Source organism: Micromonospora sp. NPDC048835, from assembly GCF_040649995.1.
In the GTDB taxonomy this organism is placed as follows: Bacteria; Actinomycetota; Actinomycetes; order Mycobacteriales; family Micromonosporaceae; genus Micromonospora.
Genome location: NZ_JBEZGM010000046.1, coordinates 1 through 23,710 on the forward strand (window position 1 = coordinate 1; position 23,710 = coordinate 23,710).

Consider the following 23,710-nt stretch of genomic DNA (forward strand, 5'->3'; position numbering starts at 1 on the left):
GGAGGGGGTGGGGGTGGGGGTGGGGGCGGGGGTGGGGGCGGGGGTGGGGGCGGGGGTGGGGTGGGGGTTAGCGCCGCGGGGGCCGGGGCTCACGCCGCCGGCCCCTGCGGGTCAGGGGGTCAGGGGGTCAGGGCAGGATCCACTTCTGGTTGGCCGCGTTGAGGCAGGTCCAGAGGTGTACGACGGTGCTGTCGGCGGAGTTGTTGCCGGAGACGTCCAGGCACTTGCCCGACGACGGGTTGCGCAGGGTGCCGTCGGACTGGGCCGCCCAGTTCTGGGCGCCGCTGCCGTTGCAGGTCCAGAGCTGGATCTTGGTGCCGTTGGCGGTGCCGCCGCCGTTGACGTCCAGGCACTTGCCGAGCGCCTTGATCGTCGAGTTCGGCGTCACGGTCCAGGTCTGCGAGGCGCTGCCGTTGCAGGTGTAGAGCTGGATCTGCGTGCCGTCGGCGGTGCCGCCGTTACGCACGTCCAGGCACTTGCTGGCCAAGCCCTTGATCGGGCCCACCCCGGTGCTGCTCGTGCCCTTGACCAGGGTGAAGTCGTCCAGGTCGAAGAGCCCCGTGCCGCTGCCGGTGAAGGTGAGGTAGAGGTTCTGGGTGCTTGACGGGACGTTCGACAGCGTGGTGGTGACGTTGGCGTAGGTGTCCCAGCTGCCGGTGTTCGGCACCGCCACCGAGCCGAGCACCGGGCCGGTGGCCGAGCCGGTCCGCACCTGGATGGTGCCGCCCGCGCCCCCGGAGACGACCCGGGCGGTGAACGAGGTGACCCCGGCCAGGTTGACGCCGTTGTACGCGGCCCAGTCACCAGGCTCGATGTAGCCGAGGGTCTGCCCACCGTTGGCGCCCGCCTTGGTGAACGCGCTGACCCCGTTGGCCGAGCTGAACGCCTCGGCCTGGATCGTGGTGTTCCCGGTCGGCGGCGGGGTGCCGCCCAGCTCCTTGATCCGGATGTTGCGGAAGTAGGTGTCGTCACCGGTGCCGTGGTTCTGGATGCCGATGTGGCCGGCCAGCGACCGTACCGGGTCGGTGTTGGTGAAGTCGTTGATCTTCACCCCGTTGAGGAAGACCTGGAGCCGCTCGCCCTCGACAAGCAGTTCGTAGGTGTTCCACTCCCCCGGCGCGTTGAGCGCCGCGTCCCGGGCGGCGATGTCGGCGGCCTTGTACGTGTAGACCGCGCCGGTGGTGCGGTCTACCGCGTCGGTGGCGTCGATCTGGACCTCGTAGCCGTTGTCGATCGCCGACTGCGGGCTACTCGACGGCGGGAAGCCGATGAAGATGCCGGAGTTGTCGTCCCCGGCCAGCTTCCAGTCCAGCTTGAGCGAGTAGTTGGTGAACTGCTTCGCGTTGTACCAGAACAGCCCCATGCCGCCGACCGAGGTCAGGGTGGCGTCGGTGTTGGTGAAGCTGCCCGGGCCGGCCTGCGACCAGCCGGTCGTCGAGCCGTTGTAGAGCGGGGTGTAGCCGGTCTCGGGCCGGCAGTCGGCTTTGCTCCGACCGGAGGCGTACCGGATGCCGCCGAGCAGGTGGTTGCGGAAGTTCGACTCCGCGTACGACGCCTGGGTGTGGCCGGCGCCGGTGTAGAAGGAGCGGCCTCCGCTGTAGCTCTTGCACCAGCTCAGCGGGTGGTCGGCGCCCATCCCACCACCGGAGTACGACGACTCGTCGAGGGTGGCCAGCACGTGGGCGGTCGACCGGGCGTTGGTGCGGTAGTTGTACCACTCGTCGGTGCGGGTCCAGGTCTGCGGCAGGTGGCCGGTCGCGGCGTGCCCACGGTCCTCCACCTTGATGTTTGCCTGCTGGATCGCCGGGTGCGAGGCGAACCACGCGCCCACGAGGTTGCCGTAGAACGGCCAGTCGTACTCGGTGTCGGCCGCCGCGTGCACACCGACGTACCCGCGCCCGGAGCCGATGTACGACTCGAAGGCGGTCTGTTGGCTGGCGTTGAGCACGTCTCCCGTGGTGTTGAGGAAGACGACCGCCTCGTACTGGTTGAGGTTGCTCGTGGTGAACGCGGCGGCGTCCTCGGTGGCGGTGACGGTGAAGTTGTTCGCCGCCCCGAGGTCGCGGATGGTCTGGATGCCGACCGGGATCGCGTCGTGCCGGAAACCGGCGGTCTTGGAGAAGACCAGCACGTCGTACGGGGCGTCGGCGGCACTGGCCGGGCTGGCCGGGGTGGTGCAGGCGATGACGGCGAGTGCGGCCATTGCCGCACCGAGGACGGGTCGTAGGCGTCTGCGCATATCGCTCTCCTAATTGCGGTTAGGAGGGGCCCCTCGCCTCACACTAGGCGTTGTCGAGGGGCCCCTCCCGCCAGCTAGGGCAGGGTCCACTTTTGGTTGGCGGCTCCGCTGACGCAGGTCCAGAGGTGGACCACGGTGCTGTCGGCGGAGTTGTTGCCGGAGACGTCGAGGCACTTGCCGGACGCCGCGCCACGCAGCGTGCCGTCGGCCTGGGCCACCCAGTTCTGCGCGGCGGTTCCGTTGCAGGTGTAGAGCTGGATCTTGGTGCCGTCGGCGGTGCCGGCACCCGAGACGTCCAGGCACTTGCCCAACGACTTGATCGTGGAGTTGGGGGTGACCGCCCAGGTCTGCGCCGCACTGCCGTTACAGGTGTAGATCTGGATCTGCGTGCCGTCGGCGGTGGCGGCGTTCCGGACGTCCAGGCACTTGCCGCCCAGGCCCTTGATCGCCCCGGCCCCGCCGGCCGGCGGCGTGCCGGTGACGAAGGTGAAGGCGTCCAGGTCGAAGAGCGCCCCGGTGCCCGACCCGGCGAAGGTCAGGTACAGCGTGGTCGTGCCGGTCGGCGGGTTGGTGATCGTTCCGTTGACCGTGGTGAAGGTTTCCCAGCCGCCGGTCACCGGGACCGTGGCCGAGCCGAGCACCGTGCCGGTGGCCGAGCCGGCCCGGACCTGGAGGGTGCCGCCGGCACCCGCCGAGGAGACCCGGGCGTTGAACGAGGTGACGTTGCCCAGCCGGTACGGCTGGAACGCGATCCAGTCACCGTTGTTGATGTCGCCGACGGTCTTGCCGCCCTCGGCCGGGGTCTTGCTGAACACGTTGACACCGGACGAGGTGCCGTAGAACTCGGCCTGGCGGTGCCGCGGCGGCAACGTGTGCTGGGTGTGCGTGGTCAGCCCACCGGCGTCGGTGTACTCGGCGTCGAAGATCGCGAAGATGTTCGCCGCGTCGTCGTGCTCACCGTCGACCGGGATGGTGATCGAGCCGGAGCAGCCGTTCTGCGAGGTGATCTGGTGGCCGTGCTGGTCGTGGCCGAGCACGTAGGTCATCTTGACCTTCGAGCAGTCGATCGTGCCGTCCTCCGGGTCGGTCACGGTGATGCTGAAGGGCACCGTGTCGCCGAAGCCGAACAACTGACCGTTGCCCGGGTTGTTGATCGTCACCGTGGGCGCGGTGTTGCCGACGTTGATCTGCACGCTGCTGCTGCCGGTGGCGCCCTGCGGGTCCCGTACCGTCAGCGTGGCGGTGTAGCTGCCGTTGGTGCTGTAGGTCTTCGTCGGGTTGGCCGCCGTCGAGGTGGTCCCGTCGCCGAAGGCCCACGAGTAGGTCAACGTGCCGCCCTCGGGGTCGGACGAGCCGGCCGAGGAGAAGGTCACCGCGAGCGGGGCCGCGCCGGAGGTGCGGTTGGCACTCGCCTTCGCGGTGGGCGCACGGTTGCCGCCGCCGACGTAGTCGAAGCGGTAGAGCGCCGAGTTGGCGTCACCGTTGAAGTAACCGGTGCCGTAGTCGAGCACGTAGTAGGCGCCGTCCGGGCCGAACGCCGAGTCCATCACCTGCTTGCCGACCCAGGGGAAGGTGTCGATGGTGCCGCGGGAGCCGTCCGAGTTGACGTGGATCGGCTTGATCCAGCCCCGGCCGAACTCGGTGGCGAAGAACTGCCCGTCGAACGACTGCGGGAACTTGGTGGTCGAGGTCGACGAGGCGTTGTACCGGTAGACCGGGCCGCCCATCGGCGACTCGGAGCCACCACCGAACTCGGTGGGGGTGCCGGCGTCACCCGCGTACCGGATCCAGGCCGGTTGGGCGGGCGGCAGGGTGGTCCGGCCGGTGTTGCGGAACGAGTTGTTCGTCGGCCCGCCGGTGCAGTTGTACTTCGCCCCGCTGGCGTTGGTGGCGAAGTCCCACTCGTTGTACGTCTCGGTGCTGGTGTTGGTGCCGGTGCAGTACGGCCAGCCGAAGTTGCCCGGCGCGGCGACCCGGTTGAACTCCACCTGGCCGGACGGCCCGCGGGTGGAGCTGGTGGAGCCGGCGTCCGGCCCGTAGTCACCGACGTAGACGACACCGGTGGCCTTGTCGACGCTGATCCGGAACGGGTTGCGGAACCCCATCGCGTAGATCTCCGGGCGGGTCTGGGCCGTGCCCGGTGCGAAGAGGTTGCCCGACGGGATGGAGTACGTGCCGTTCGCGTTCACCTTGATCCGCAGGATCTTGCCCCGCAGGTCGTTGGTGTTGCCGGCGCTGCGCTGCGCGTCGTACGCCGGGTTGCGGTTGGTCCGCTCGTCGAGCGGCGAGTAACCGGCCGACTCGAACGGGTTGGTGTCGTCACCAGTCGACAGGTAGAGGTTGCCGGCCGCGTCGAAGTCGATGTCGCCGCCGACGTGGCAGCACATGCCCCGGTTGGCCGGGACGTCGAGCACGTCGACCTTGCTGGACTGGTTGAGGGTGAAGTCGGAGTTCAGGGTGAACCGGGAGAGGCGGTTCACTCCGTTCCAGGCCGAGAAGTCGGTGGCGGTGGCGGGCGCGTCGCCGGCGGGGGTGGAGAGCGGCGGGGCGTAGTAGAGGTAGATCTGCCGGTTGGAGGCGAAGCCCGGGTCGACTCCGACGCCCTGCAACCCCTCCTCGTCGTGGTTGTAGACGGACAGGGTGCCGATGATCGAGGTGGTGCCGTTCGCGTCGGTGCGGCGCAGGGTGCCGTTGCGGGCCGTGTGCAGGACCGAGCGGTCCGGCAGCACCGCCAGCGACATCGGCTCACCCATGTCGGTGGCGCCGCGGGCCAACTCGACCTGCTGGAAGTCGCTGGCGACGATCGTGTGGGCCTGCGCGGGGGCGGAGCCGGCGGCAAGTGCGACAGTGCCGGCGGCGACCGCCAGCAGCAGTGCTGATCCGGCGGAGAACCATCGTCGGGACCGTGGTCTGTGAGCGTCCTTCATGGACATCTGTGCTGTCCCTTCCTGACGAGTGACTGCCAGGCCGGGCGCGCGCCGTCGCGCCGGATGCCGTAGCGGTGGTGGGGGGATCCAAGGGTTACCGCGCCGCCGGTTCACCTCGACGAAACACTTTCGTGTTGCTCACGACACTAAGTCGCACGTGTCGATGTGTCCATACCTTCCGGTAGTTCAGCATCAACTTTTGTCGATTTGATCGAAAGTCGCCACTCAGGCGCGTCGGTCGATCGCCTGCCCGGCCAGCGCAACCAGCGCCGCGCGGGCCTCGTCGGCGAGCACGGCGCTGCGCAGAGCGGAGAGCGCGGCCTCGGTGCGGACCCGGATCATCTGCTCGATCCGCTCCCGCGCGCCGGTCGCCTCGATGATGTCGCGCAGTTCCGCCGCGCCGTCGGCGTCCAACGCCGGGTTGCCGAACAACTCCCGCAGCCGGATGGTCTGCGGCCGGTCGGCAGCGCTGCGGGCCAGCGCCATCATGACCGTGGGCTTGCCCTCCCGCAGGTCGTCCAGGACCGACTTGCCGGTGACGGCCGGGTCACCGAACACGCCCAGGACGTCGTCGCGGAGCTGGAACGCGTCGCCGAGTGGGTCACCGAACTCGCCCAACGCGTCGATCAGCTCGGCCCCCGCGCCGGCCAGGGCCGCGCCGATCTGCAACGGGCGGGTGACCGTGTAGCGGGCGGCCTTCATCCGGATCACGGTGAGCGCGCTTGCCACCGAGCCGTCACCCACGCCCGACACCAGGTCCAGGTACTCCCCCGCGATCACCTCGGTACGCATCAGCGCGAACACGCTGTACCCCCGGTGCACCTCCTCGGTGCTCAACCCGCACTCGTGGAACATCTGGTCCGACCACGCCGCACAGAGGTCCCCGCAGAGCAGCGCGGTGTTGCGGCCGTACGCCTCGGGGTCGCCGCGCCAGGACGAGCGGGCGTGCAGGTCGGCGAAGAGCCGGTGCACCGACGGCTCACCCCGGCGGCGGTCGCTGCCGTCCAGGATGTCGTCGTGGATCAGCGCGAACGCGTGGAACAGCTCCAGGGCCGCCGCGGCCACCACGATCGGAGTGCCGTCGGCCGCCCCGGCACCGCGCCAGCCCCAGTAGCAGAAGAGCGGTCGTAACCGCTTGCCACCGGCCAGCACGAACCGTTGGAGCGCGGTGAACACGCCCCGCGGCGCCCCGTCCGGCCAGTCCGGGCCCTGCCGGCTGAGGAACCCGGCCAGCTCCGCGTCGAAGCGTGCCCGCAGCTCGCTGGCGTCGGTGGGCGCGACGGTGACCGTCATGTCCGCTCCCCCGAGCCGCTCGCGCCGGCAGCGCCTAATCCGGCCAGCTCCAGCAGCAGGCCCTTGACCTCGGTGGCGGCGATGCGGTCCCGGGCCGCGGCCGGGTCGGAGCAGAGCAGCACCGGGGCGTCCGCCGGGTCGTCCGGCAGCCGCCCGTGCGAACCGCGGACCGCCCGGGCACCGGCGTCGAGGCCGACGGCGCTCATCAGGTAGCGCATGCCGAGCTTCTTGCGGGCCAGGGCCACGCCGGCGCGGGCCTTCGCGGCACCGGGGTTGGCCGGGTCGAAGAACAGCTCCGCCGGGTCGTAACCCGGCTTGCGATGAATCTCCACGAGCCGGGCGAAGTCCGGTGCCTGGGCGTCGTCGAGCCAGTAGTAGTAGGTGAACCAGGCGTCCGGCTCGGCCACCAGCACCAGCTCGCCGGCGCGCGGATGGTCCAGGCCGTGGGCGGCCTTGCCGTCGGCGTCGAGCACCTCGGCGACCCCGGGCAGGGCGGCGCAGAGCTTCGCCACCGCCGGCACGTCGGCCGGGTCCTTGACGTAGACGTGGGCGATCTGGTGGTCGGCGACCGCGAACGCCTTCGACGTCCACGGGTCGAGGTACTCCATGCCGGCCTGGGTGTGCACCCGCAGCAGCCCCTCGGAGCGCAGCAGCCGGTTGACGTCCACCGGCCGGGACACGTCGGTGATGCCGTACTCCGACAGCACCACCACCGTGGCGTCCCGGGCCCGGGCGGCGTCCAGCAGCGGACCGAGCACCGCGTCCAGCTCGGCTGCCGCCGCGGCGGCCTGGGCCGACGAGGGACCGAAGCGTTGCAGGTCGTAGTCCAGGTGCGGCACGTAGACGAGCGTCAGGTCGGGTGACACGTCGGCGAGGATCTGCTCGGCCGCCTCGCAGATCCACTTCGACGACGGCAGCCCGGCCGTCGGCCCCCAGTAGGTGAAGAGCGGGAACGTGCCCAACCGGCCGGTCAGCGCGTCGTGCAGCTCCGGCGGGTCGGTGTAGCAGTCCGGCTCCTTGCGCCCGTCGGCGTAGTAGACCGGGCGGGGCGTGACCGTCCAGTTGACGTCCGCGCCCATGGCGTACCACCAGCAGACGTTCGCCACCGTGTAGCCGGGCTCGGCCCGGCGGGCGGCCTGCCAGAGCTTGTCCCCACCGACGAGCGCGTTGTGCTGCCGCCACAGCAGCACCTCACCCAGCTCCCGGAAATACCACCCGTTGCCCACGATCCCGTGCCCGCTGGGCGGCTCGCCGGTCAGGAAGGTGGACTGCACCGAGCAGGTCACGGCGGGCAGCACGGTGCCCAGCTCGGCCTGGAAGCCGCCGTCGGCGACCCCGCGCAGTCGAGGCATGTGCTTCAGCAGTCGCGGTGTCAACCCCACCACGTCGAGCACCACCAGGCGCTGACTCATCGCTCCACTCCCATGTTCACGGATCGCTGCGGGGTCAGACCGAGGCTGACCAGTTCGTCTCGGGCGAAGGCCAGCTCCGCGGCGATGCCCGCGGCCAGCTCCGCGTCGGTGCCGGGCCGTCGTGCGGCCGGCAGCACCCCCCAGGTGTACGTCTCGACGTCGAGGTGGTCGCAGCCGGCGGCCGGGCCGTCGAAGAGCGCTCTCAGGGCTGCGCGGAGCACCGGCAGGGTCGAGCCGAGCGGCTCCTCGGGTGGGGCGTGCAGGGGTACGTGGTAGTGCACCCGCCACGGGCCGGGCAGCTCCCGGTCCAGCGCCTCGTCCAGGTCGTCGGCCGCGTACGCGGGGTCGGCCGGGTCGGCCAGACCGGCGCACCCGGCGCCCCGGGTCTGGTGCAGGAAGCGGGGCTCCACCCACCGGCGCAACGCCTCGGCCCCGCCCTCCGGGTCGGCGGCCTCCACGGCGGCCGAGACCTGCACCTTCACCACCGGCAGGCCGGCCGCCCGCAGTCGGTGCAGCGCCTCGGCCGGCTCCTCCCAGGCGCAGGCCAGGTGGGCCAGGTCGAGGCAGACGCCGAGCCGGTCGGTGTCCATCCCGGACAGCAGCGCGGCCGCCTGACCGGTGCTCTCCACGACACAGCCGGGCTCCGGCTCGAAGGCGATTCGCACCTCGCGGCCGGTGTCCCGCTGCACGGTGGCCAGGCCGGCGGCGAGCTGGTCCAGCCGACGCCGGGCCGCGTCCGCCCGGTCGGCGTCCCACGGTCGACGCCAGGCCAGCGGCAGGGTGGAGATCGAGCCCCGGGCGGCGTCGTCGGGCAGCAGGTCGGCGAGCACCCGGGCCAGGTCCAGGGTGTACGTCAGACGCTGCTCGGTGGTCCAGTCCGGGTGGTACACGTCCTGCTTGACCACCGGCGCCTGGAAGGCCGCGTACGGGAAGCCGTTGAGGGTGACCACCTCCAGCCCGCGCGCGTCCAACTCGGTGCGCAACCGGCGGCGGAGCGCGGGGTCGGCGGCCAGTTCGGCGGCGACCGGGGCGGCCAGCCACAGGCCGAGCCCGAGCAGGTCACTGCCGAGCGCCTCGCGCACCGGCACCGCGTAGGTGTCCAGTTGACCGAGGATGCCGGCGAGGTCCTCGGCGGGGTGCACGTTCGTGCAGTAGCCGAGATGGACGGTCTCGCCGCCGGCATGTCGCAACCGCATCAGCTACCGCCACGCAGGATCGAGTTGCCGGTCTGCGGGTCCACGGCGGAGGGGTCTTCCAGGTCGCTGAGGTCGAGTCGCCCCGACTGCCCGTAGAACTCCACCGGGTTGCGCCACAACACCCTGTCGACGTCGTCGTCGCTGAAGCCGGCCCGCAGCATCGCTTCTCCGGTGGCCCTGGTCAGCAGTGGGTCGGAACGTCCCCAGTCGGCGGCCGAGTTGACGAGCATCCGTTCCGTGCCGTACTCCCGCAGCAGCTCCACCATCCGCTGCGGGGTCATCTTGGTGTCCGGGTAGATCGAGAAGCCGAGCCAGCAGCCGCTGTCGCGGACCAGCTTCACGGTCACCTCGTTGAGGTGGTCGACCACCACCCGACCCGCCTCGATGCCGGACTCGGCGACCACGGCGAGGGTGCGCTCGCAGCCACGCGCCTTGTCCCGGTGCGGGGTGTGCACGAGCGCCGGCAGGTCGTACGCCACCGCCAGGGCGAGCTGCGCGGCGAACGCCTCGTCCTCCTCGGGTGTCATCGAGTCGTACCCGATCTCGCCGACCGCCACCACCGCGTCCTTGTCCAGGTACCGGGGCAGCAGGTCGAGGACCGGGCGGCAGCGCGGGTCGTTGGCCTCCTTGGGGTTGAGCGCGATGGTGGCGAAGTGGCGCACCCCGAACTGCCCGGCCCGGAACGGCTCCCAGCCGATCAGCGAGTCGAAGTAGTCGGTGAACGAGGCGGCGCTGGTGCGGGGCTGCCCCAGCCAGAACGCCGGCTCCACCACGGCGCGCACGCCGGCGGCGGCCATCCGCTCGTAGTCGTCGGTGGTGCGTGAGGTCATGTGGATGTGGGGGTCGAAGATGCGCATTCACGCCTCCCGGGGCAGTGCGGCGGTGAGCCGGTGGAGCAGGTCGGTGGCGTCGGCGGGCAACTCACGGCCGGCGGCGTGCCGTTCGGCGGCAAGCGCGGCGAGCATCGCGGTCAACTCGCTGTCGGCCCGGGTCTCCAGGTCGGCCACGGCCGCCAGGGGAACGCCGCTGAACACGCACTTGAGCACCGCCTGTCGCCAGGCGGCCGGCTCGAGGTGCCGCGCGTACGGGCCGAGGGCGGCGGCGACCAGCCGGGTGTCGTTGGTCCGGATCGCGTCGTGCAGCAGCGGAACCGCTTCGGCGCCGATCGGCAGCAGCGGCAGGGCCCGCAGCACGGCGCGCCGTTCGGCCGCGTCACCGTGCTGGTAGAGACTCTCGGCGTACGCCGCGTGGTCACCGGGCAGGCTGGTGAGCAGCAGCACCCGGGCCGCGTCGTCGGCGGTCCAGCCGGGCGCGTCGGGCAGCGCGGCCCGACCGCAGCGTCGGCCGACGGCGGGGAAGAGCCGGGTGATCGCGCTGGGCTCGGTCGCGACCCGGCGCAGCGCCGTGTCCAGCCAGTCGGGATCGGGTACGCCTCCCAGCGCGGCCCGTAGTGAATCCGGTGTCATCCCGTCTCCTCCCTTGTGCTGCCCCCGGTGCCACGCCACCCTTTGCTCTGCACCTAGATGTGCACCGGGGCCTCTTTCGCGGATGGCGCCTCGTGCGGTGCCGCCGCGGCGGCCCGCAGGAACTCGATCGACCGGGCGGCCACGGCGGGTGCGGCGTGCGAGTCGCGGGGCAGCTCCACCGCGACCAGCCCCTGGTAGCCGGCGGCCGCCAGGGCGGCCAGCACCGGCGGAAAGTCGATCTCGCCGACGCCGAACTCCAGGTGCTCGTGCACGCCGCGGCGCATGTCGTCGATCTGAACGTTGACCAGGTGGCCGGCGACCTCGGCGACGCACTGGGGCACCGGCCAGGGCTCCAGGCACCGGCAGTGGCCGATGTCGAGGGTGATGCCGAGGCGGGCCGGGTTGTCGAGGGCGTCGTGCAGCCGACGCCAGTCGGCGATGTCCTGCACCAGCATGCCCGGCTCCGGTTCGAAGCCGACGGTCACGCCGGCGGTGTCGGCCGCGTCGACAACTGTGGCGCAGCCGGCCACCAGCCGGTCCCAGGCGCACTGGGGTGACACCGACTCGGGTCGGACACCGGCCCAGAACGAGACCGCCTCCGCGCCCAGGTCGGCGCCGATCCGCACGGCCCGGCGCAGGAACTCGATCCGCCGGGTCGGGTCGTCGTGCAGCAGCGTCGGAGCATGCTTCTGCCATGGGTCGAGCAGGTAGCGGGCCCCGGTCTCGATGACCACCGCCAGGCCCAGCGACTCCAACCGTCGACCGACCGCGGCGACCCGGCGGGTGAGCCCGGGCGCGAACGGGTCCAGGTGGTCGTGGTCCAGGGTGAGCGCCACCCCGTCGTAGCCCAGGTCGGCGATGACGGCGAGCGCGTCGTCGAGACGGTGGTTGGCGAAGCCGTTCGTGCCGTACCCGAGACGCAGCGTCGTGGCGTCGGCGGCCGGCGCCCCCGACCGGGCCTCGGGGACGGTCATGTCGGGGAGACCTTCCGGGCCAGCCGCCGACCCAGCGGCGCGGCCGCCGCGACGGCAAGCCCGAGCAGGCCCGCTCCGCCCCGGGCGGTGAGCGCCCCCTGCAGGGCCGGCAGCCCGGTGATCCCGGCACCGACCGCCGCGCGGACCCGTCCGGCCGACGGGTCCCGGACCACCTCGACCTGGGCCGCACCGTAACGGGCGGCGTACCAACCGGCCAGCACTGCGGGCAGCACCGCCGCGACCCCGGCCGACCGGCTGCGACCCGCGCGCGCACCGACCTTGCCGGCACCCTCGACCTTGCCGGCGCCCTCGCCCTGGTCGGTGGTCCCGGCCCGATCGGCGGCCCGGCGGGCACCCGGCACGGCGACGGCGGCACTGACGGCCACCAGCGCGGTGCCGGCGAGGGTACGCATCGGCAGGGCGGCGTCGGCGCCGGTGACCTCCCGGCGGGACAGCGCGGTGACCGTCCAGGTGTGCGCGGCGACTGTCGCCGCCGCCGGCAACGCCCGGGTCAGCCGACCGCCGGACGCGCCGAGCAGCACGTCCAGCCCACGGCAGGCGGCCATCATGGCCGGGCCGGCGGCGGTGTCCTTGGCCAGCAGGTCGTACCCCCAGATGCTGGCGGCGAGCGGCACGGCGAGCGCGACGGCACGGCGACCACCCACGGCGGCGGCCAGGCCCACGCCGGCGGCCGTGAGGCCCGCCGCGAGACCGACCGCGACGGCCGGGGCGACCCGCCCGCTGGGAATCGGCCGCTCGGGCCGTTCCTCGGCGTCCAGGTGCCGGTCGGCCCAGTCGTTGGCGGCCATGCCGCCCCAGTACATCAGCACCGAGGCGCCGGCCAGAGCAGAGGTACGCGGGCTGAGCGCGCCGGCCGCGGCGGCACCGGCGATCACGTCACCGGGCACCGAGAGCGCAGCCGGCGCCCGGACCAACTCGGCGAGATCAGCCAACGTTGTCATGCGTACCGTTCCCGTCGTCGTGCAGTTGCCGGGTGAAGGCGGTCAACCGGGCCCACTGCTCACCGAGGGAGTGGGTGGGCGCGCCGAGCGGGTCCTTGAAGAAGAAGGCCAGGTCGACAAGCGGCCCCACCAGCCCGGCGGCGTGTGCGGCGGCGGTGAGTCGGGCCAGGTCGAGCACCAGCGGCGCGGCCAGCGCGGAGTCGCACCCGTGCCAGGTGAACTCCATCCGCATGCCGGTGCCGAGGAAACCGCTGAAGGTGATCAGATCCCAGGCGGTCTTGAAGTCGCCCAGCTCCTCGACGTACTCGATGCGGGTGCCGCCCTGCGGGACGTAGCCGAGCGTCTCGCCGAGCACCCGCTGCTTGCTCTGCACCTTCGCCGCGTTTGCGGCCGGGTCGGCGAGGGTGGCACCGTCGCCACCGCCGAGCAGGTTGACCCCGGACCAGGAGCCCACGGCCAGGTTGCGCATCGCGAACATCGGCGCGAGCACCGACTTGACCAGGGTTTCACCGGTCTTGCCGTCGTGCCCGGCGTACGGCAGGCGGGCCTCCTCGGCCAGCGCGGCGAGCGCCGGCAGCCGCAGCCCGGTGGACGGGGTGAAGTCGACGTACGGGCAGCCGGCCAGCAGCGCCGCGTACGCGTAGAGGGAGCTGACCGGCAACACGTCGTCCGGCCCGTCGAGGGCCGCGCGCAGCGCGGCCGGGTCGGCGTGCCCGGGGTGCGGTCGAGGGGACGGCTCGGTGGCGGAGACGTTGACCACCACCACCCGGTCCAGTTCGTGTCGCTCGCGGAAGCTGGTGAGGTCGCCGACCACCACTGCGGCGCGGTCGGCCTGGGTGTCGCCGGTCGGCGCGGGGCGCAACTCCTGCTCGACCACGCCCAACTCGTCGCGGAGCGCGGCGACCAGCCGCCAGGGAATGACACCGGCGTCGGCGAGCGCCTCGGCGCGCTTGCACAGCGGGGTGGTGGCCACGTCGTGCCCGCCGAAGACCAGGTCGGCGAAGGCCGGCAGGGCCGGGCCGCGCAGCTCGGGAAGCTCTGTGACGCAGCCGGTGGGCCCGGCCAGGCCGGCCCGCAGCGCGAGCCCCCCGACGATGCTGGTGGTCGCGACGGACCCGCGCGCTCCTACCAGCCAGACACCTGTTCGCATGGTGCTCCTTCCCCGTCCACGAGGAACCGGCGGTACCGCTAAATATAGGAATATCAGAATATGTTTCGGAAAGATACGGCCTGGTTTCGGAAAGTTTCGGCCCGGGTGAATGGGCCCCGTCCGCCCGCCCCGCACCGGAACAGCACCGGCTCCCGACGTCGGCGTCGGCGGCGACGACGCCGGACCGGATCCCGGCAGGTGCGAGCAGACGGGGCTGGTAGGCAGGGTCGGGTCGGCGTCTCGACCCTGCCTCCCCCGCATCCGGCCGGTCGGGGCACTGGTCTGCCCCGGCCGGTCGTCTCAGGCCGCCGCGCCCACCGGAAAATCGACCGAGCCACGAGCCGCCGGAGACCGGCGAACGGGTGCGGAACGGCTGGGGGCGGCGGCGGGCGGTCTCATCAGGTCCTCCGGAAGGTCACCGGTGGTGGCGGTCCTCCGGTGCGGCCGGGGAATCCCGGTCCGGTCGCACCGGACGACCGTCCTGCTCGTGCGCCACCGGGCCGTACGGCCCGGCCGCACGCTCTCCGATGCCGACCTCTGTCCCGGCCACGGGGCGCAATCCGTGGCTGGTCCCTCGCCGGTCGGCGTCGGAAAGCTGGTCGGGCGACGGCGGTGCGGACACCGCCGTCGCGGATGGTCAAGGTCAGACGGCCGCCGCGGTCAGCGTCGGCTCCACCTCGGCCCAGGAGGAGCCGAGCTCCGCCGAACGGGCCACCGCGTCCAGCACCAGCTGGACCTGCAACGCGTCGGCGAAGGACGGAGTCGGGTCGACACCGGTGGCGACCGCCTCGATGAAGTCGCGCATCTCGTGCGTGAACGAGTGCTCGTAGCCGATGATGTGGCCCGGGGGCCACCACGCCGACATGTACGGGTGCTCGCCCTCGGTCACCAGGATGCGGGTGAAGCCCTGCTCGGCGGTCGGCCGGGTGGCGTCGTAGAACTCCAGCTCGTTGAGGCGCTCGAGGTCGAAGACCACGCTGCCCAGCGAACCGTTGATCTCGACGCGCAGCCCGTTCTTCCGGCCGGTGGCGAACCGGCTCGCCTCGTACGTGGCCAGGGCACCGCCGTCGAGCCGCGCCACGAAGACCGCGGCGTCGTCGACGGTGACCGGCCCGGTGGGCGCCGAGTGGCCGTCCACCGAGGCCGCCAGACCGCTCGACTCCGCCGGCAGCGGCCGCTCCTTGACGAAGGTCTCGGTGATCGCGCTGACGCCGCTGATCCGTTGACCCGTGACGAACTGGGTCAGGTCGATGATGTGCGCACCGATGTCACCGAGCGCGCCGGAGCCCGCCCTGTCCTTCTGCAACCGCCAGACCAGCGGGAACTGCGGATCCACGATCCAGTCCTGCAGGTACGTCGCACGGACGTGTCGAATCACCCCGAGCCGTCCGTCGGCGACCAACTGGCGCATCATCGTGACCGCGGGGACCCGGCGGTAGTTGAACCCGCACATCGACCGCACTCCGGCGGCCCGGGCGACGTCCGCCGCGGCGGTCATCGCCCGTGCCTCCTCGACCGTGTTGGCCAACGGCTTCTCGCACAGGACGTGCTTGCCTGCGGCCAACGCGGCGAGAGCGATCTCGGCGTGACTGTCGCCCGGGGTGCAGATGTCGACGACGTCGATGTCGTCCCGGTTGATCAGGTCACGCCAGTCCGTGGTGTACGCGTCCCAGCCGAGCGTGTCGGCGGCATCGGCCACCTTCGCGGTGTCTCGGCCGCAGATCAGCGCCATCCGGGCCCGCGCCGGCAGGTCGAACACGCGGTTCACGGTGCGCCACGCCTGCGAGTGCGCGGCGCCCATGAACGCGTAGCCGACCATGCCGATCCGCAGTTCTTTGTCTGTCGTGGACAAGGTGGGTCTCCCCCCGGTATGTCAGAACCCGAGCTTGTCGTAGCTGCTCGCGTTCTCCTTGGTGATCGTCTCGGAGGCCAGGGTCACTTCCTTGGGCACCTGGAGCTCCGTCAGGTCGCCCAGGCCCCGGCCCTGCGCGACGAGCCGCGCGAGCGAGATCGCCGAGGAGGCCATCGACGGGTTGTAGGTGACGGTGGCCTTCAGCACGGTGTTGTCGGCCTTGATGGCGTCGATGGCGAGCTTGGAACCCGCGCCGCCGACCATGAAGAACTCCGACCGGTTGGCCTGCTTGATGGCCGCGAGCACACCGATGCCCTGGTCGTCGTCGTGGTTCCAGATCGCGTCGATCTTCGGCAGGGCCTGGAGAAGCTGGGAAGCCTCACGCTGACCGCTGTCCGAGGTGAACTCGGCCGAGCGGCGGTTCTCCACCTTGAACCCGTAGGTCGCCAGCGCGGCCTTGAAGCCGTTGCTGCGCTCGACGGTCAGCGGGATCTCCAGACCGGCGATCTCACCGATGATCGGGTTGGCGACGCCCTTGTCCTTGAGCATCTTGCCGATGAAGTGCCCGGCCGAGACGCCCATGCCGTAGTTGTCGCCCTTGATGACGAGCCGCGAGGCCAGTGCGTCGGGGAAGGCCCGGTCGAGGTTCACGATCGGGATGCCCGCCTGCATCGCCTGGAGGGCAACGGCGTTGACCTCCTTGCCGTCGTGCGGCAGCACGACGATGATGTCCGGCTTCTGGGCGATCAGCGTGCCGAGCGTGGAGCGCTGGGCCTCGGAGTTCGACCCACCGTCGACCTCCTTGAACTCCACGTCCGAGTACGCGGCGGCCTGCGCCTTGGCGTTGGCGTGGATCGCGCCCATCCAGCCGTGGTCGGCGGCCGGGGCGGAGAAGCCGATGACGACCTTCTTGCCCGGGGCGTTGTTGCCTTCGCTGTTCCCGGCGGCCTTGGTCTGCGTGCTGGCGGCCGGAGTCTCGTTGCTGGTGCAGGCGGTGAGCAGGGTGGCAGCGCCCACTGCGGCTCCACCGAAGAGCAACCGGCGGCGCGACAGGTCGCGACTGTTCTGGGTCATGAATGACCTCCTGGGAGCGGTATGTGACTTATTGAGGGTGTGCGAGGCCCGGCCGGCGTCGAAGTGCTCGACGTCGCCAGGACAACGGTGCGGTGCGTCAGGTTGCGGTGGTGACCCTGTTCCGCGCGAGGAGCCGAGTGACGGACTTGAACTGGAACTGCTGGACCAGGACGGCGGCGACGATGATGCCGCCCTTGACCATGTTCTGTGCCTCGATGGAGAGGCCGTTGATGGCGAAGAGGTTCGTGATCGTGGCGAAGATGATGACGCCGAGCAGCGAACCGACGATCGTGCCCCGACCGCCGCTGAGCAACGTCCCACCGATGATCGCCGCGGCGATCGCGTCCAACTCGTACAGGTTGGCCATCGCCGCCTGCGCGGAGGTCGCCTGCGAGGTCAGCATGATCGCGGCGATACCGCAGCAGAGACCGGAGAGCGCGTACAGCAGCATGGTGTGCCGCCGGACGTTGATGCCGGCCAGCCGGGCCGCCTCCGGGTTGCCGCCCACGGCGATGGTCCGCCGGCCGAAGGTCGTCCGGTTGAGCACGACCCAACCGGCGAGCACGACCGCGCCGAGGATGTAGACGAGGATCGGGATCCCGATCACCTTGCGGGCCGCGATGTCGTTGATGAAGGTGCTGCTCGACACCTGGGTCTGCTTGTTGGAGATCGATGCCGCGAGCCCTCGCGCGGCCACCAGCATCGCGAGCGTCGCGATGAAGGGGACCAGTCGCCCGTACGAGATGAGCACACCGTTGACGAGGCCGACGCAGACACCGACCGCGAGGGCGGTGAAGATCATGCCGCCGGCGCCGTAGCTCTGGGTGGCCACCGTGGTGCACCAGACCCCGGCGAGCGCGACGATCGCGCCGACCGACAGGTCGATGCCACCACCGATGATCACGAAGGTCATTCCGACCGTGACCACACCGACCACCGAGGCCAACTGGAGGATGGCCAGGACGTTGTTCCAGACCCAGTTCGGGTCGCCGTACAGGTCGGGCTTGGTGACCGCGCCGACCACGATGAGCGCGGCCAGCACCCCGATCAGACCGAGGTTGCGCTTGGCGCCGTCGCCACCGTCACCCCGCCACCAGGAGAGCCGACCCGTGGATGCTGCTTTATCGCTCGCCACCGCAGTCTCCGCCGGATCCACCGGCGGCGACTGCGCCGGAAGCTGCGGGCGCTCCGGTGTCGCGGTGGGAGTGGGAGTCGCGTCGCTCATGCCGGTGCGCCTTCCATCAAGGACCCCGCCATCACGAGGTCAAGCACAGTGTTCTCGTCGAGTTCGCCGGCCGCGGCTTCGCGGACGACCCGCCCTTCCCGCATGACCAGCACCCGGTCGGCCAGACCCAGCACCTCGGGCACCTCGCTGGAGACCAGCAGCACCCCCACGCCCTGAGCGGCCAATGCCCGGATGACCTGGTACAGCTCGGCCCGGGCGCCCACGTCCACGCCCCGGGTCGGCTCGTCGAGAAGCAGCAGTTTGGTGCCGCCGAGCAGCCAGCGCCCGACCACCACCTTCTGCTGGTTGCCGCCGGACAGCGTGCGTACCGGCCGGTCGACGCCCCGGGGCCGCAGCTCCAGGCTCTCGGTGATCCGGTCCGCCTCGGCACGCTCCTTGGCGGCGTTGGTGAAGCCGAAGCGCGCGTACCGACCGAAGGTGGCGAGCGTGACGTTGCGGTAGATCGGCTCACCGAGCAGCAGCGCCTGACTCTTGCGCTCCTCCGGGGCCATCCCCATGCCGGCGCGAACCGCCGCGCCGACGCCGGGGCGCAGCACCTTGCCGTTCATCTGCACCGTGCCGGCCTCCGGGAGACGGGCCCCGTAGATCGTCTCCAGCAGTTCCGAGCGACCCGAGCCGACCAGCCCCGCGATGCCCACGATCTCCCCGGCGCGCACGCTCAGCGAGACGTCGGCGAACTCGCCGGTGCGGGTCAGCCCCTCCACCTGGAGCAGGTCGGCTCCGGTGGAGTCCTCGGTCGGCCGGTCCGGGAAGACGTACTCGATGGTGCGGCCGGTCATCCGGCTCACCAGGTCGCGGGTCGGGGTGTCGCGCGCCGGCAGGTTCGCCGCCGTGGTCCGGCCGTCCTTGAGGACGGTGACCCGGTCGCCGATCTCGCGGATCTCCTCCATACGGTGGGAGATGTAGATGACGGCGATGCCCTGCGCGGTCAGCTCGCGGATGATCCGGAACAGGTTGCCGACCTCGTCGTGCGCCAGCACCGCGCTCGGCTCGTCCATGATGATCAGTCGTGCCTCGTGCGACAGCGCCCGGGCCATGCTGACGATCTGCTTGCCCGCAGCCGGCAGCGACCGGACCATCCGGCCCGGCGGGATCTCACCGTGGCCGAGCCGACTGAGGATCTGCCGGGTGTGCCGGGCCATCCGGCCGCGCCGCACGAACCCGAAGTTGCGGTACTCGTGCCCGAGGAACGCGTTCTCCGCCACCGACAGGTCCTCGACGAGGTCGAGCTCCTGGTAGATGGTGGCGATACCGGCCTTCATCGCGGCCTGCGGGTTGGCGAACGTGGCCGGTTCGCCGCGCCACTCCACCAGCCCGGAGTCCGGTTGGTGCACCCCGGCGAGCACCTTGATGAGGGTCGACTTGCCGGCACCGTTCTGCCCGAGCAGGCAGTGCACCTCGCCGGCACGCACCTCCAGCTGCACGCCGTCGAGCGCGCGTACGCCGGGGAAGGTCTTCACCAGATCGGTGAGGCGCAGGACCACCTCGCCCGCGACGGTGTCGGCGGGAGCCTCGACCAGCGGCGCCTCGGCGACGGCCTCGGCCGACGCGGTGGCCGGGTCATCCTCGGGCAGAGCCACAGTCTCCTCCTCGCTCACGACGGAACCTCGAACAGCTTCATGTTCATGCGGCTTCCCCGAAGGCGACGTCGCTTGCGAGCACCGCCGCACCGGTGACACCGGCGCGACCGCCCAGCTCGGACAGGACGACGGGGAGGTTGCCGGTGGCCAGCGGCAGTGACCGGCGGTAGACCACACTGCGGATCTCGGCGAGCAGGATGTGACCCAGTTGGGCCAACCCGCCGCCTATCACGATCATCGACGGGTTGGTGAAGCTGACCAGGCCGGCGAGCACCCCGCCGACCCGCCGTCCGCCGTCCCGGATCAACTGGATGCAGGTCACGTCGCCCTCGACGGCGCCCTCGGCGACGTCCAGGGCGGTCACCACTCCGCGCAGCGACAGCCGCTCGGCAAGCGCCGGCGACGTCCCACTGCGGGCGGCGGCCAGGGCGTCCTTGGCCAGCGCGGCACCGCTGAAGAGCGCTTCCAGGCAGCCGACGTTGCCGCAGGAACACATCGGACCGTGCGAGTCGACCTGGATGTGGCCGATGTCGCCGGCGCAGCCGTCGGTGCCCCGGTAGACCTCACCGGTGAGGTAGATGCCGCAGCCGATGCCGGTGCCGATCTTCACGAAGAGGAAGTCGTCCACCGAGTGGGCGACCCCGCCGTGCCGCTCGCCGATCGCCATGATGTTGACGTCGTTGTCGACCACCGCCGGGCAGCCGTGCTCGCGGCTGAGCAGCTCACGCACCGGGAACCGGTCCCAGCCGGGCATGATCGGCGGTGAGACCGGCACGCCGTCGCGGAAGCTGACCGGGCCGGGCACGCCGATGCCGACCGCGTCCAGTCGCTCGTACGCGCCGTCGACCCGGGCCTTGTGCAGCAGCTCGTTGACCCGTTGCAGGGTCACCTTCGGACCGTTGCGGATGTCGGCTGCCTCGGCGTAGTGGGCCACCGGTTCGAGGCGGCCGTTGACCACCTCGACGTCCATCGAACTGGCGCCGAGGTCGACGGCGGCGAAGCGCAGCTTCGGGTTCAACTCGACGAGGGTCGAGCGACGGCCACCTCGGGACGCGGCGAGCCCCGCCTCGGCGACATACCCCAGCGCGACCAGGCGGTCCAGCTCGGCGAGCATGCGCGGGCGCGGCATCTGGAGTCGGTCGCCCAGCTCGGCACGGGACACGGCGCCCTCGTCGCGAAGCAACCGCAACAGGCGCACGTGCAGGGGGTCGACGGTGCGCACCGGGGGCCCCCTCTTCTCTGGCAGCGTTCACATCGACGCAATGCCGATGTGTTGTGTCCGACACAGTAGGAGCGGTCGCACCACCTGTCCAGAGCTTCGGCTGTTCCGACGCTAACTTTTGCTCAAACGGACAGAAGTTTTCGGTCGCGCTTGCGACGGGATGGATCGGGTTCGCTGCGCCCCCCTCGCCGCGCCGGCACCCATCCGGCCGGCGAGGCGGCGGGCGAGCCGGCCCAGACAGCCGCTGCGCCGAACTGTTCAGCACCGGCCAGGCCGATCCCCGGGCAGCCGTCGGCGTGGGCGAACACCCGCCTCCAGGCGCATCCGAGGAGCGGATGACGTCACCATCCATCGCCATGGGTGTCGATGGCTGTCGATCGACCTTCGAGCAGCGATTACGTGGCCGGTACGGACGCCTGCCGCACGTCGAATCGGCGGCTCAACCATCCCCCGCAATTGGAAGGGACGTTGACAGTCGTCTACGTGGTCGTTAACGTTCCTGGGCATCGGCAGCTACGGCGCGAGTCGCGCACCGCAATTCTCCAATCGCGATGACCTGCCGTTCTGCCGTGCCCGAGTACCCCGACGGGAAGGACCCCAATGAAACGACCGACACGCTTTATCGCGGCCGTGTCCGCAGTAGCGTTCGTCGCACTGTTCTCACCATCGGCAGCCCAGGCGGCACCGTCCTCGACCGGCTCTGAGCTGGGCGTTGCGGCTGCGGCACCCGTCCGGCAGGCCGCTTCCAGCGCTGCCGAGGGCGATTTCGGCACCCTCGGTAACTGCACCGCCGGGATCTTCTGCGGCGAGGTGAAGAACCGACTCGGCCGGTCCATCAAGCTTTCGGGCAACTGGCCGACCAACAGCAAGACCATGTGGCTGCCGGCCGGCCAGGGCAGTGCTTCCGATTCGAGGTACTACTACGAATTCCGGGACACTGACGGTTTCCAGGTGCCCAGCGGATACATTTACTACGACAGCGTGGGTAACAAATATTACCCCGGCTGGCACAAGGTGAACGACCTCCAGGTAGTCACGCTCAATGGCTGGTGCCTCACGTCGGCCTGCAGCTGACGGTCAACTCCTGACAATGGTCGTCCTCGGCTGCCGGACCCAGCACGGGTCCGGCAGCCAAGGGCGCGTCACCTCAACCGACCGAACCGCGCTGGTTGCGCTTCTTCCTGAGCTTGCGGTCGTCGCGCAGCTCGACGTACGGCTCGTCGTCCACCGAGTGGCCGGCCGCGATGGCGCGGCCACGCTCCAACTCCGCGTCGAACTCGGCCCCGAGCAGGATCGCGATGTTGCTCAGCCAGAGCCAGACCAGGAAGATGATCACCCCAGCGAGGGTCCCGTACGTCTTGTCGTACGAACCGAAGTTGCTCACGTAGAACGCGAACAGCCCGGAGATCACCAACCAGATCACCACGGCCAACACCCCGCCCGGGCTGACCCAGCGGAAACCTCCGTGCCGCGCGTTCGGTGAGGCCCAGTAGAGGATCGCGAACATCAGACTGACCAGGATCAGCAGCACCGGCCACTTGGCGATGTCCCAGACCGCGACCGCCGTCGAGCCGAGCCCGATCACATCGCCCACCGCCTCGGCGAGGCGGCCGGTGAAGACCACGATCACCGCGCAGACCAGCAGCAGCACGCCGATCACCGCTGTCACACCGGCGCGGATCGGCAGGGTCTTCCAGATCGGCCGGCCCTCCGGCACGTCGTAGATGGTGTTGGACGCACGCATGAACGCACCGACGTAGCCGGACGCGGACCAGAACGCGGCCAACAGACCGATGATCGCCGCGATGCTGGCCAGGCCGCCGTTCTGCTGGGCGGTATCGATCGCGCTCTCGATGATCTGCTGAACGCTGTCGTTCGGCACCGCCTGGTTGAGGGTTTCCCTGACGCCCTCGGTGGCGCTCTCGCCGAGCAGGCCGAGCAGAGAGATCAGCACCAGCATGCCGGGGAAGATGGAAAGCACCCCGTAGTAGGTGAGGGCAGCCGCCCAGTCGGTCAGGCTGTCGTCCTGGAATTCGGAGATCGTCCGCCGCAGCGCCGCCTTCCAGCCGCTGCCGGGCAGGTCGGTGGGGCTGTCCGGGCCCGCGTCGGGCCCGACCGGTGTGGTGGCGGGATCACGTTCACGCTCCCGCTGGGCGGAAGACTCGTCCGAGGCCATCGCCCCTCCTCCTCGTCGGCGGTGTCACCCTCGGACTTGCCCCGTCGACGGGCCCGGATAACCCCTACTTGTAGAGCAACCTCGCCATCCGGCGCGACGCCACCAGCAGGCCGAACACCACCATCGCCAGTAGGTAGAGCACGTCGAGCAGCCACAGCCAGCCAGCGCCGCCCAGCGCGACCCCGCGGATCAGGTGCACCGACCGGTACAGCGGGGTGATCTCGACGAGCCAGTGCAGCAGCGTCGGATAGGCCTGCGCCGGCACGAAGGTGCCGGAGAAGAGGAAGAGCGTGAACTGCGCGGAGGCCATCAGGTCGAAATCCTGCCAACTGCGCATGAAGGTGGAGACCGTCATGCCGAGCGCCCCGAACGCGAAGCCGACAAGCACCGCCGCCGGGAAAGCGGCAAACGCCCGGGTGACGCTGGTCAACTCGAGCGCGACCATCACCCCGAGGAACGCCGCCGAGTAGGCGCTGCCCCGCAGCATCGCCCAACCCAACTCGCCCACGGCGATCTCGAACGGCCGTACCGGGGTGGCGATCATCCCGTCGTACAGCTTCATGTACTTCATCTTGCCGAAGAAGTTGAAGGTGGTCTCCGAGATCGCCCCGGTCATCGCCGAGGCGGCGAGCATCGCCGGAGCCACGAACGCGGCGTACGAGACCAGCCGCCCATCGGGCAGCGGCAGATCACCGACCAGCGCGCCGACGCCCACCCCGATGGAGAGCAGATAGAGCAGCGGCTCCACGAAGCCGGAGAGCAGCAGCAGCCAGTAGGCAGGCTTCAGCGCCGCGACGTTGCGCCCGACCACCGACGCCGACCGCCGGGACGCGGCGGAGACGTCGACCAGCCGGGGCAGGATCAGCGTGACCACGACACCCTCCCTGCTTGCTGTTCGGAAAGACGAGCCGCTGTTCGGAAGACGAGCCGCCGCTTCGACG

At 70.8% G+C, this 23,710-nt stretch carries 19 protein-coding genes; 1 reads left to right on the forward strand and 18 read right to left on the reverse strand.

Translation table 11 applies throughout. From position 1 onward, the window contains the following. Positions 1-127 precede the first annotated feature (127 nt). The 16 genes from AB0C15_RS30750 to AB0C15_RS30825 form a co-directional block, all read right to left on the reverse strand. On the reverse strand, positions 128-2,239 hold the full coding sequence (locus AB0C15_RS30750) for a ThuA domain-containing protein (RefSeq protein ID WP_357357910.1): 2,112 nt from the start codon (positions 2,237-2,239) through the stop codon (positions 128-130). Positions 2,240-2,313: 74 nt separating this feature from the next. Further along, complete coding sequence (locus AB0C15_RS30755; RefSeq protein WP_357357963.1) at positions 2,314-5,166, reverse strand: PQQ-dependent sugar dehydrogenase; 2,853 nt, start codon at positions 5,164-5,166, stop codon at positions 2,314-2,316. Positions 5,167-5,391: 225 nt separating this feature from the next. Then, positions 5,392-6,459, reverse strand: coding sequence for a polyprenyl synthetase family protein (locus AB0C15_RS30760; protein ID WP_357357912.1), 1,068 nt, complete (start codon positions 6,457-6,459; stop codon positions 5,392-5,394). Continuing rightward, positions 6,456-7,871: a nucleotide pyrophosphatase/phosphodiesterase family protein gene (locus AB0C15_RS30765; protein WP_357357914.1), complete on the reverse strand. Its 1,416-nt coding sequence runs from the start codon at positions 7,869-7,871 to the stop codon at positions 6,456-6,458. Before AB0C15_RS30765 ends, AB0C15_RS30760 begins: the two co-directional genes overlap by 4 nt. Next, positions 7,868-9,067: a metabolite traffic protein EboE gene (eboE, locus tag AB0C15_RS30770; RefSeq protein WP_357357916.1), complete on the reverse strand. Its 1,200-nt coding sequence runs from the start codon at positions 9,065-9,067 to the stop codon at positions 7,868-7,870. Before eboE ends, AB0C15_RS30765 begins: the two co-directional genes overlap by 4 nt. Then, positions 9,067-9,924, reverse strand: coding sequence for a TatD family hydrolase (locus AB0C15_RS30775; RefSeq protein WP_357357918.1), 858 nt, complete (start codon positions 9,922-9,924; stop codon positions 9,067-9,069). The genes eboE and AB0C15_RS30775 overlap by 1 nt, the downstream gene beginning before the upstream one ends. After that, a complete protein-coding gene (locus AB0C15_RS30780; RefSeq protein ID WP_357357920.1) occupies positions 9,925-10,533 on the reverse strand; it encodes an EboA domain-containing protein in 609 nt (202 codons plus the stop codon). It abuts the gene before it with no gap. 53 nt (positions 10,534-10,586) lie between these two features. Then, positions 10,587-11,507 (reverse strand): sugar phosphate isomerase/epimerase family protein, encoded by a 921-nt coding sequence (locus AB0C15_RS30785; protein ID WP_357357922.1) that lies wholly within the window; start codon positions 11,505-11,507, stop codon positions 10,587-10,589. After that, positions 11,504-12,469, reverse strand: a complete 966-nt coding sequence (locus AB0C15_RS30790; RefSeq protein ID WP_357357924.1) for an SCO3242 family prenyltransferase — start codon at positions 12,467-12,469, stop codon at positions 11,504-11,506. Before AB0C15_RS30790 ends, AB0C15_RS30785 begins: the two co-directional genes overlap by 4 nt. Further along, positions 12,453-13,619: an inositol-3-phosphate synthase gene (locus AB0C15_RS30795; RefSeq protein ID WP_357357926.1), complete on the reverse strand. Its 1,167-nt coding sequence runs from the start codon at positions 13,617-13,619 to the stop codon at positions 12,453-12,455. Before AB0C15_RS30795 ends, AB0C15_RS30790 begins: the two co-directional genes overlap by 17 nt. 415 nt (positions 13,620-14,034) lie before the next feature. Next, positions 14,035-14,169, reverse strand: a complete 135-nt coding sequence (locus AB0C15_RS30800) for a hypothetical protein (RefSeq protein ID WP_357357928.1) — start codon at positions 14,167-14,169, stop codon at positions 14,035-14,037. A 93-nt stretch (positions 14,170-14,262) separates the two neighbouring features. After that, entirely contained in the window at positions 14,263-15,471 is a 1,209-nt protein-coding gene (locus AB0C15_RS30805; RefSeq protein WP_357357931.1) for a Gfo/Idh/MocA family oxidoreductase, read from the reverse strand. A 21-nt stretch (positions 15,472-15,492) separates the two neighbouring features. After that, positions 15,493-16,545: a substrate-binding domain-containing protein gene (locus AB0C15_RS30810; protein WP_357357934.1), complete on the reverse strand. Its 1,053-nt coding sequence runs from the start codon at positions 16,543-16,545 to the stop codon at positions 15,493-15,495. Positions 16,546-16,642: 97 nt separating this feature from the next. Further along, a complete protein-coding gene (locus AB0C15_RS30815) occupies positions 16,643-17,770 on the reverse strand; it encodes an ABC transporter permease (protein WP_357357936.1) in 1,128 nt (375 codons plus the stop codon). Next, the gene (locus tag AB0C15_RS30820) at positions 17,767-19,275 is read right to left on the reverse strand and encodes a sugar ABC transporter ATP-binding protein (RefSeq protein WP_357357965.1); all 1,509 of its coding nucleotides are present in this window, start codon (positions 19,273-19,275) and stop codon (positions 17,767-17,769) included. The genes AB0C15_RS30815 and AB0C15_RS30820 overlap by 4 nt, the downstream gene beginning before the upstream one ends. Positions 19,276-19,414: 139 nt before the next feature. After that, entirely contained in the window at positions 19,415-20,593 is a 1,179-nt protein-coding gene (locus AB0C15_RS30825; protein ID WP_357357938.1) for an ROK family protein, read from the reverse strand. A gap of 600 nt (positions 20,594-21,193) precedes the next feature. Here AB0C15_RS30825 and AB0C15_RS30830 point away from each other — a divergent pair. Then, positions 21,194-21,667, forward strand: coding sequence for a hypothetical protein (locus tag AB0C15_RS30830; protein ID WP_357357940.1), 474 nt, complete (start codon positions 21,194-21,196; stop codon positions 21,665-21,667). A 73-nt stretch (positions 21,668-21,740) separates the two neighbouring features. Here AB0C15_RS30830 and AB0C15_RS30835 read toward each other — a convergent pair whose 3' ends face one another. Both AB0C15_RS30835 and AB0C15_RS30840 read right to left on the reverse strand, forming a co-directional pair. Then, positions 21,741-22,769: a YihY/virulence factor BrkB family protein gene (locus AB0C15_RS30835; protein WP_357357942.1), complete on the reverse strand. Its 1,029-nt coding sequence runs from the start codon at positions 22,767-22,769 to the stop codon at positions 21,741-21,743. A gap of 64 nt (positions 22,770-22,833) precedes the next feature. Then, entirely contained in the window at positions 22,834-23,643 is an 810-nt protein-coding gene (locus AB0C15_RS30840) for an ABC transporter permease (RefSeq protein ID WP_357357944.1), read from the reverse strand. Positions 23,644-23,710 lie beyond the last annotated feature (67 nt).

What these genes read in the sequence shown, in the direction of transcription:
- AB0C15_RS30750 (WP_357357910.1), bottom strand. Translation starts at nt 2,239, where the DNA reads ATGCGCAGACGCCTACGACCCGTCCTCGGTGCGGCAATGGCCGCACTC.
- AB0C15_RS30755 (WP_357357963.1), bottom strand. Translation starts at nt 5,166, where the DNA reads ATGAAGGACGCTCACAGACCACGGTCCCGACGATGGTTCTCCGCCGGA.
- AB0C15_RS30760 (WP_357357912.1), bottom strand. Translation starts at nt 6,459, where the DNA reads ATGACGGTCACCGTCGCGCCCACCGACGCCAGCGAGCTGCGGGCACGC.
- AB0C15_RS30765 (WP_357357914.1), bottom strand. Translation starts at nt 7,871, where the DNA reads ATGAGTCAGCGCCTGGTGGTGCTCGACGTGGTGGGGTTGACACCGCGA.
- eboE (WP_357357916.1), bottom strand. Translation starts at nt 9,067, where the DNA reads ATGCGGTTGCGACATGCCGGCGGCGAGACCGTCCATCTCGGCTACTGC.
- AB0C15_RS30775 (WP_357357918.1), bottom strand. Translation starts at nt 9,924, where the DNA reads ATGCGCATCTTCGACCCCCACATCCACATGACCTCACGCACCACCGAC.
- AB0C15_RS30780 (WP_357357920.1), bottom strand. Translation starts at nt 10,533, where the DNA reads ATGACACCGGATTCACTACGGGCCGCGCTGGGAGGCGTACCCGATCCC.
- AB0C15_RS30785 (WP_357357922.1), bottom strand. Translation starts at nt 11,507, where the DNA reads ATGACCGTCCCCGAGGCCCGGTCGGGGGCGCCGGCCGCCGACGCCACG.
- AB0C15_RS30790 (WP_357357924.1), bottom strand. Translation starts at nt 12,469, where the DNA reads ATGACAACGTTGGCTGATCTCGCCGAGTTGGTCCGGGCGCCGGCTGCG.
- AB0C15_RS30795 (WP_357357926.1), bottom strand. Translation starts at nt 13,619, where the DNA reads ATGCGAACAGGTGTCTGGCTGGTAGGAGCGCGCGGGTCCGTCGCGACC.
- AB0C15_RS30810 (WP_357357934.1), bottom strand. Translation starts at nt 16,545, where the DNA reads ATGACCCAGAACAGTCGCGACCTGTCGCGCCGCCGGTTGCTCTTCGGT.
- AB0C15_RS30815 (WP_357357936.1), bottom strand. Translation starts at nt 17,770, where the DNA reads ATGAGCGACGCGACTCCCACTCCCACCGCGACACCGGAGCGCCCGCAG.
- AB0C15_RS30830 (WP_357357940.1), top strand. Translation starts at nt 21,194, where the DNA reads ATGAAACGACCGACACGCTTTATCGCGGCCGTGTCCGCAGTAGCGTTC.
- AB0C15_RS30835 (WP_357357942.1), bottom strand. Translation starts at nt 22,769, where the DNA reads ATGGCCTCGGACGAGTCTTCCGCCCAGCGGGAGCGTGAACGTGATCCC.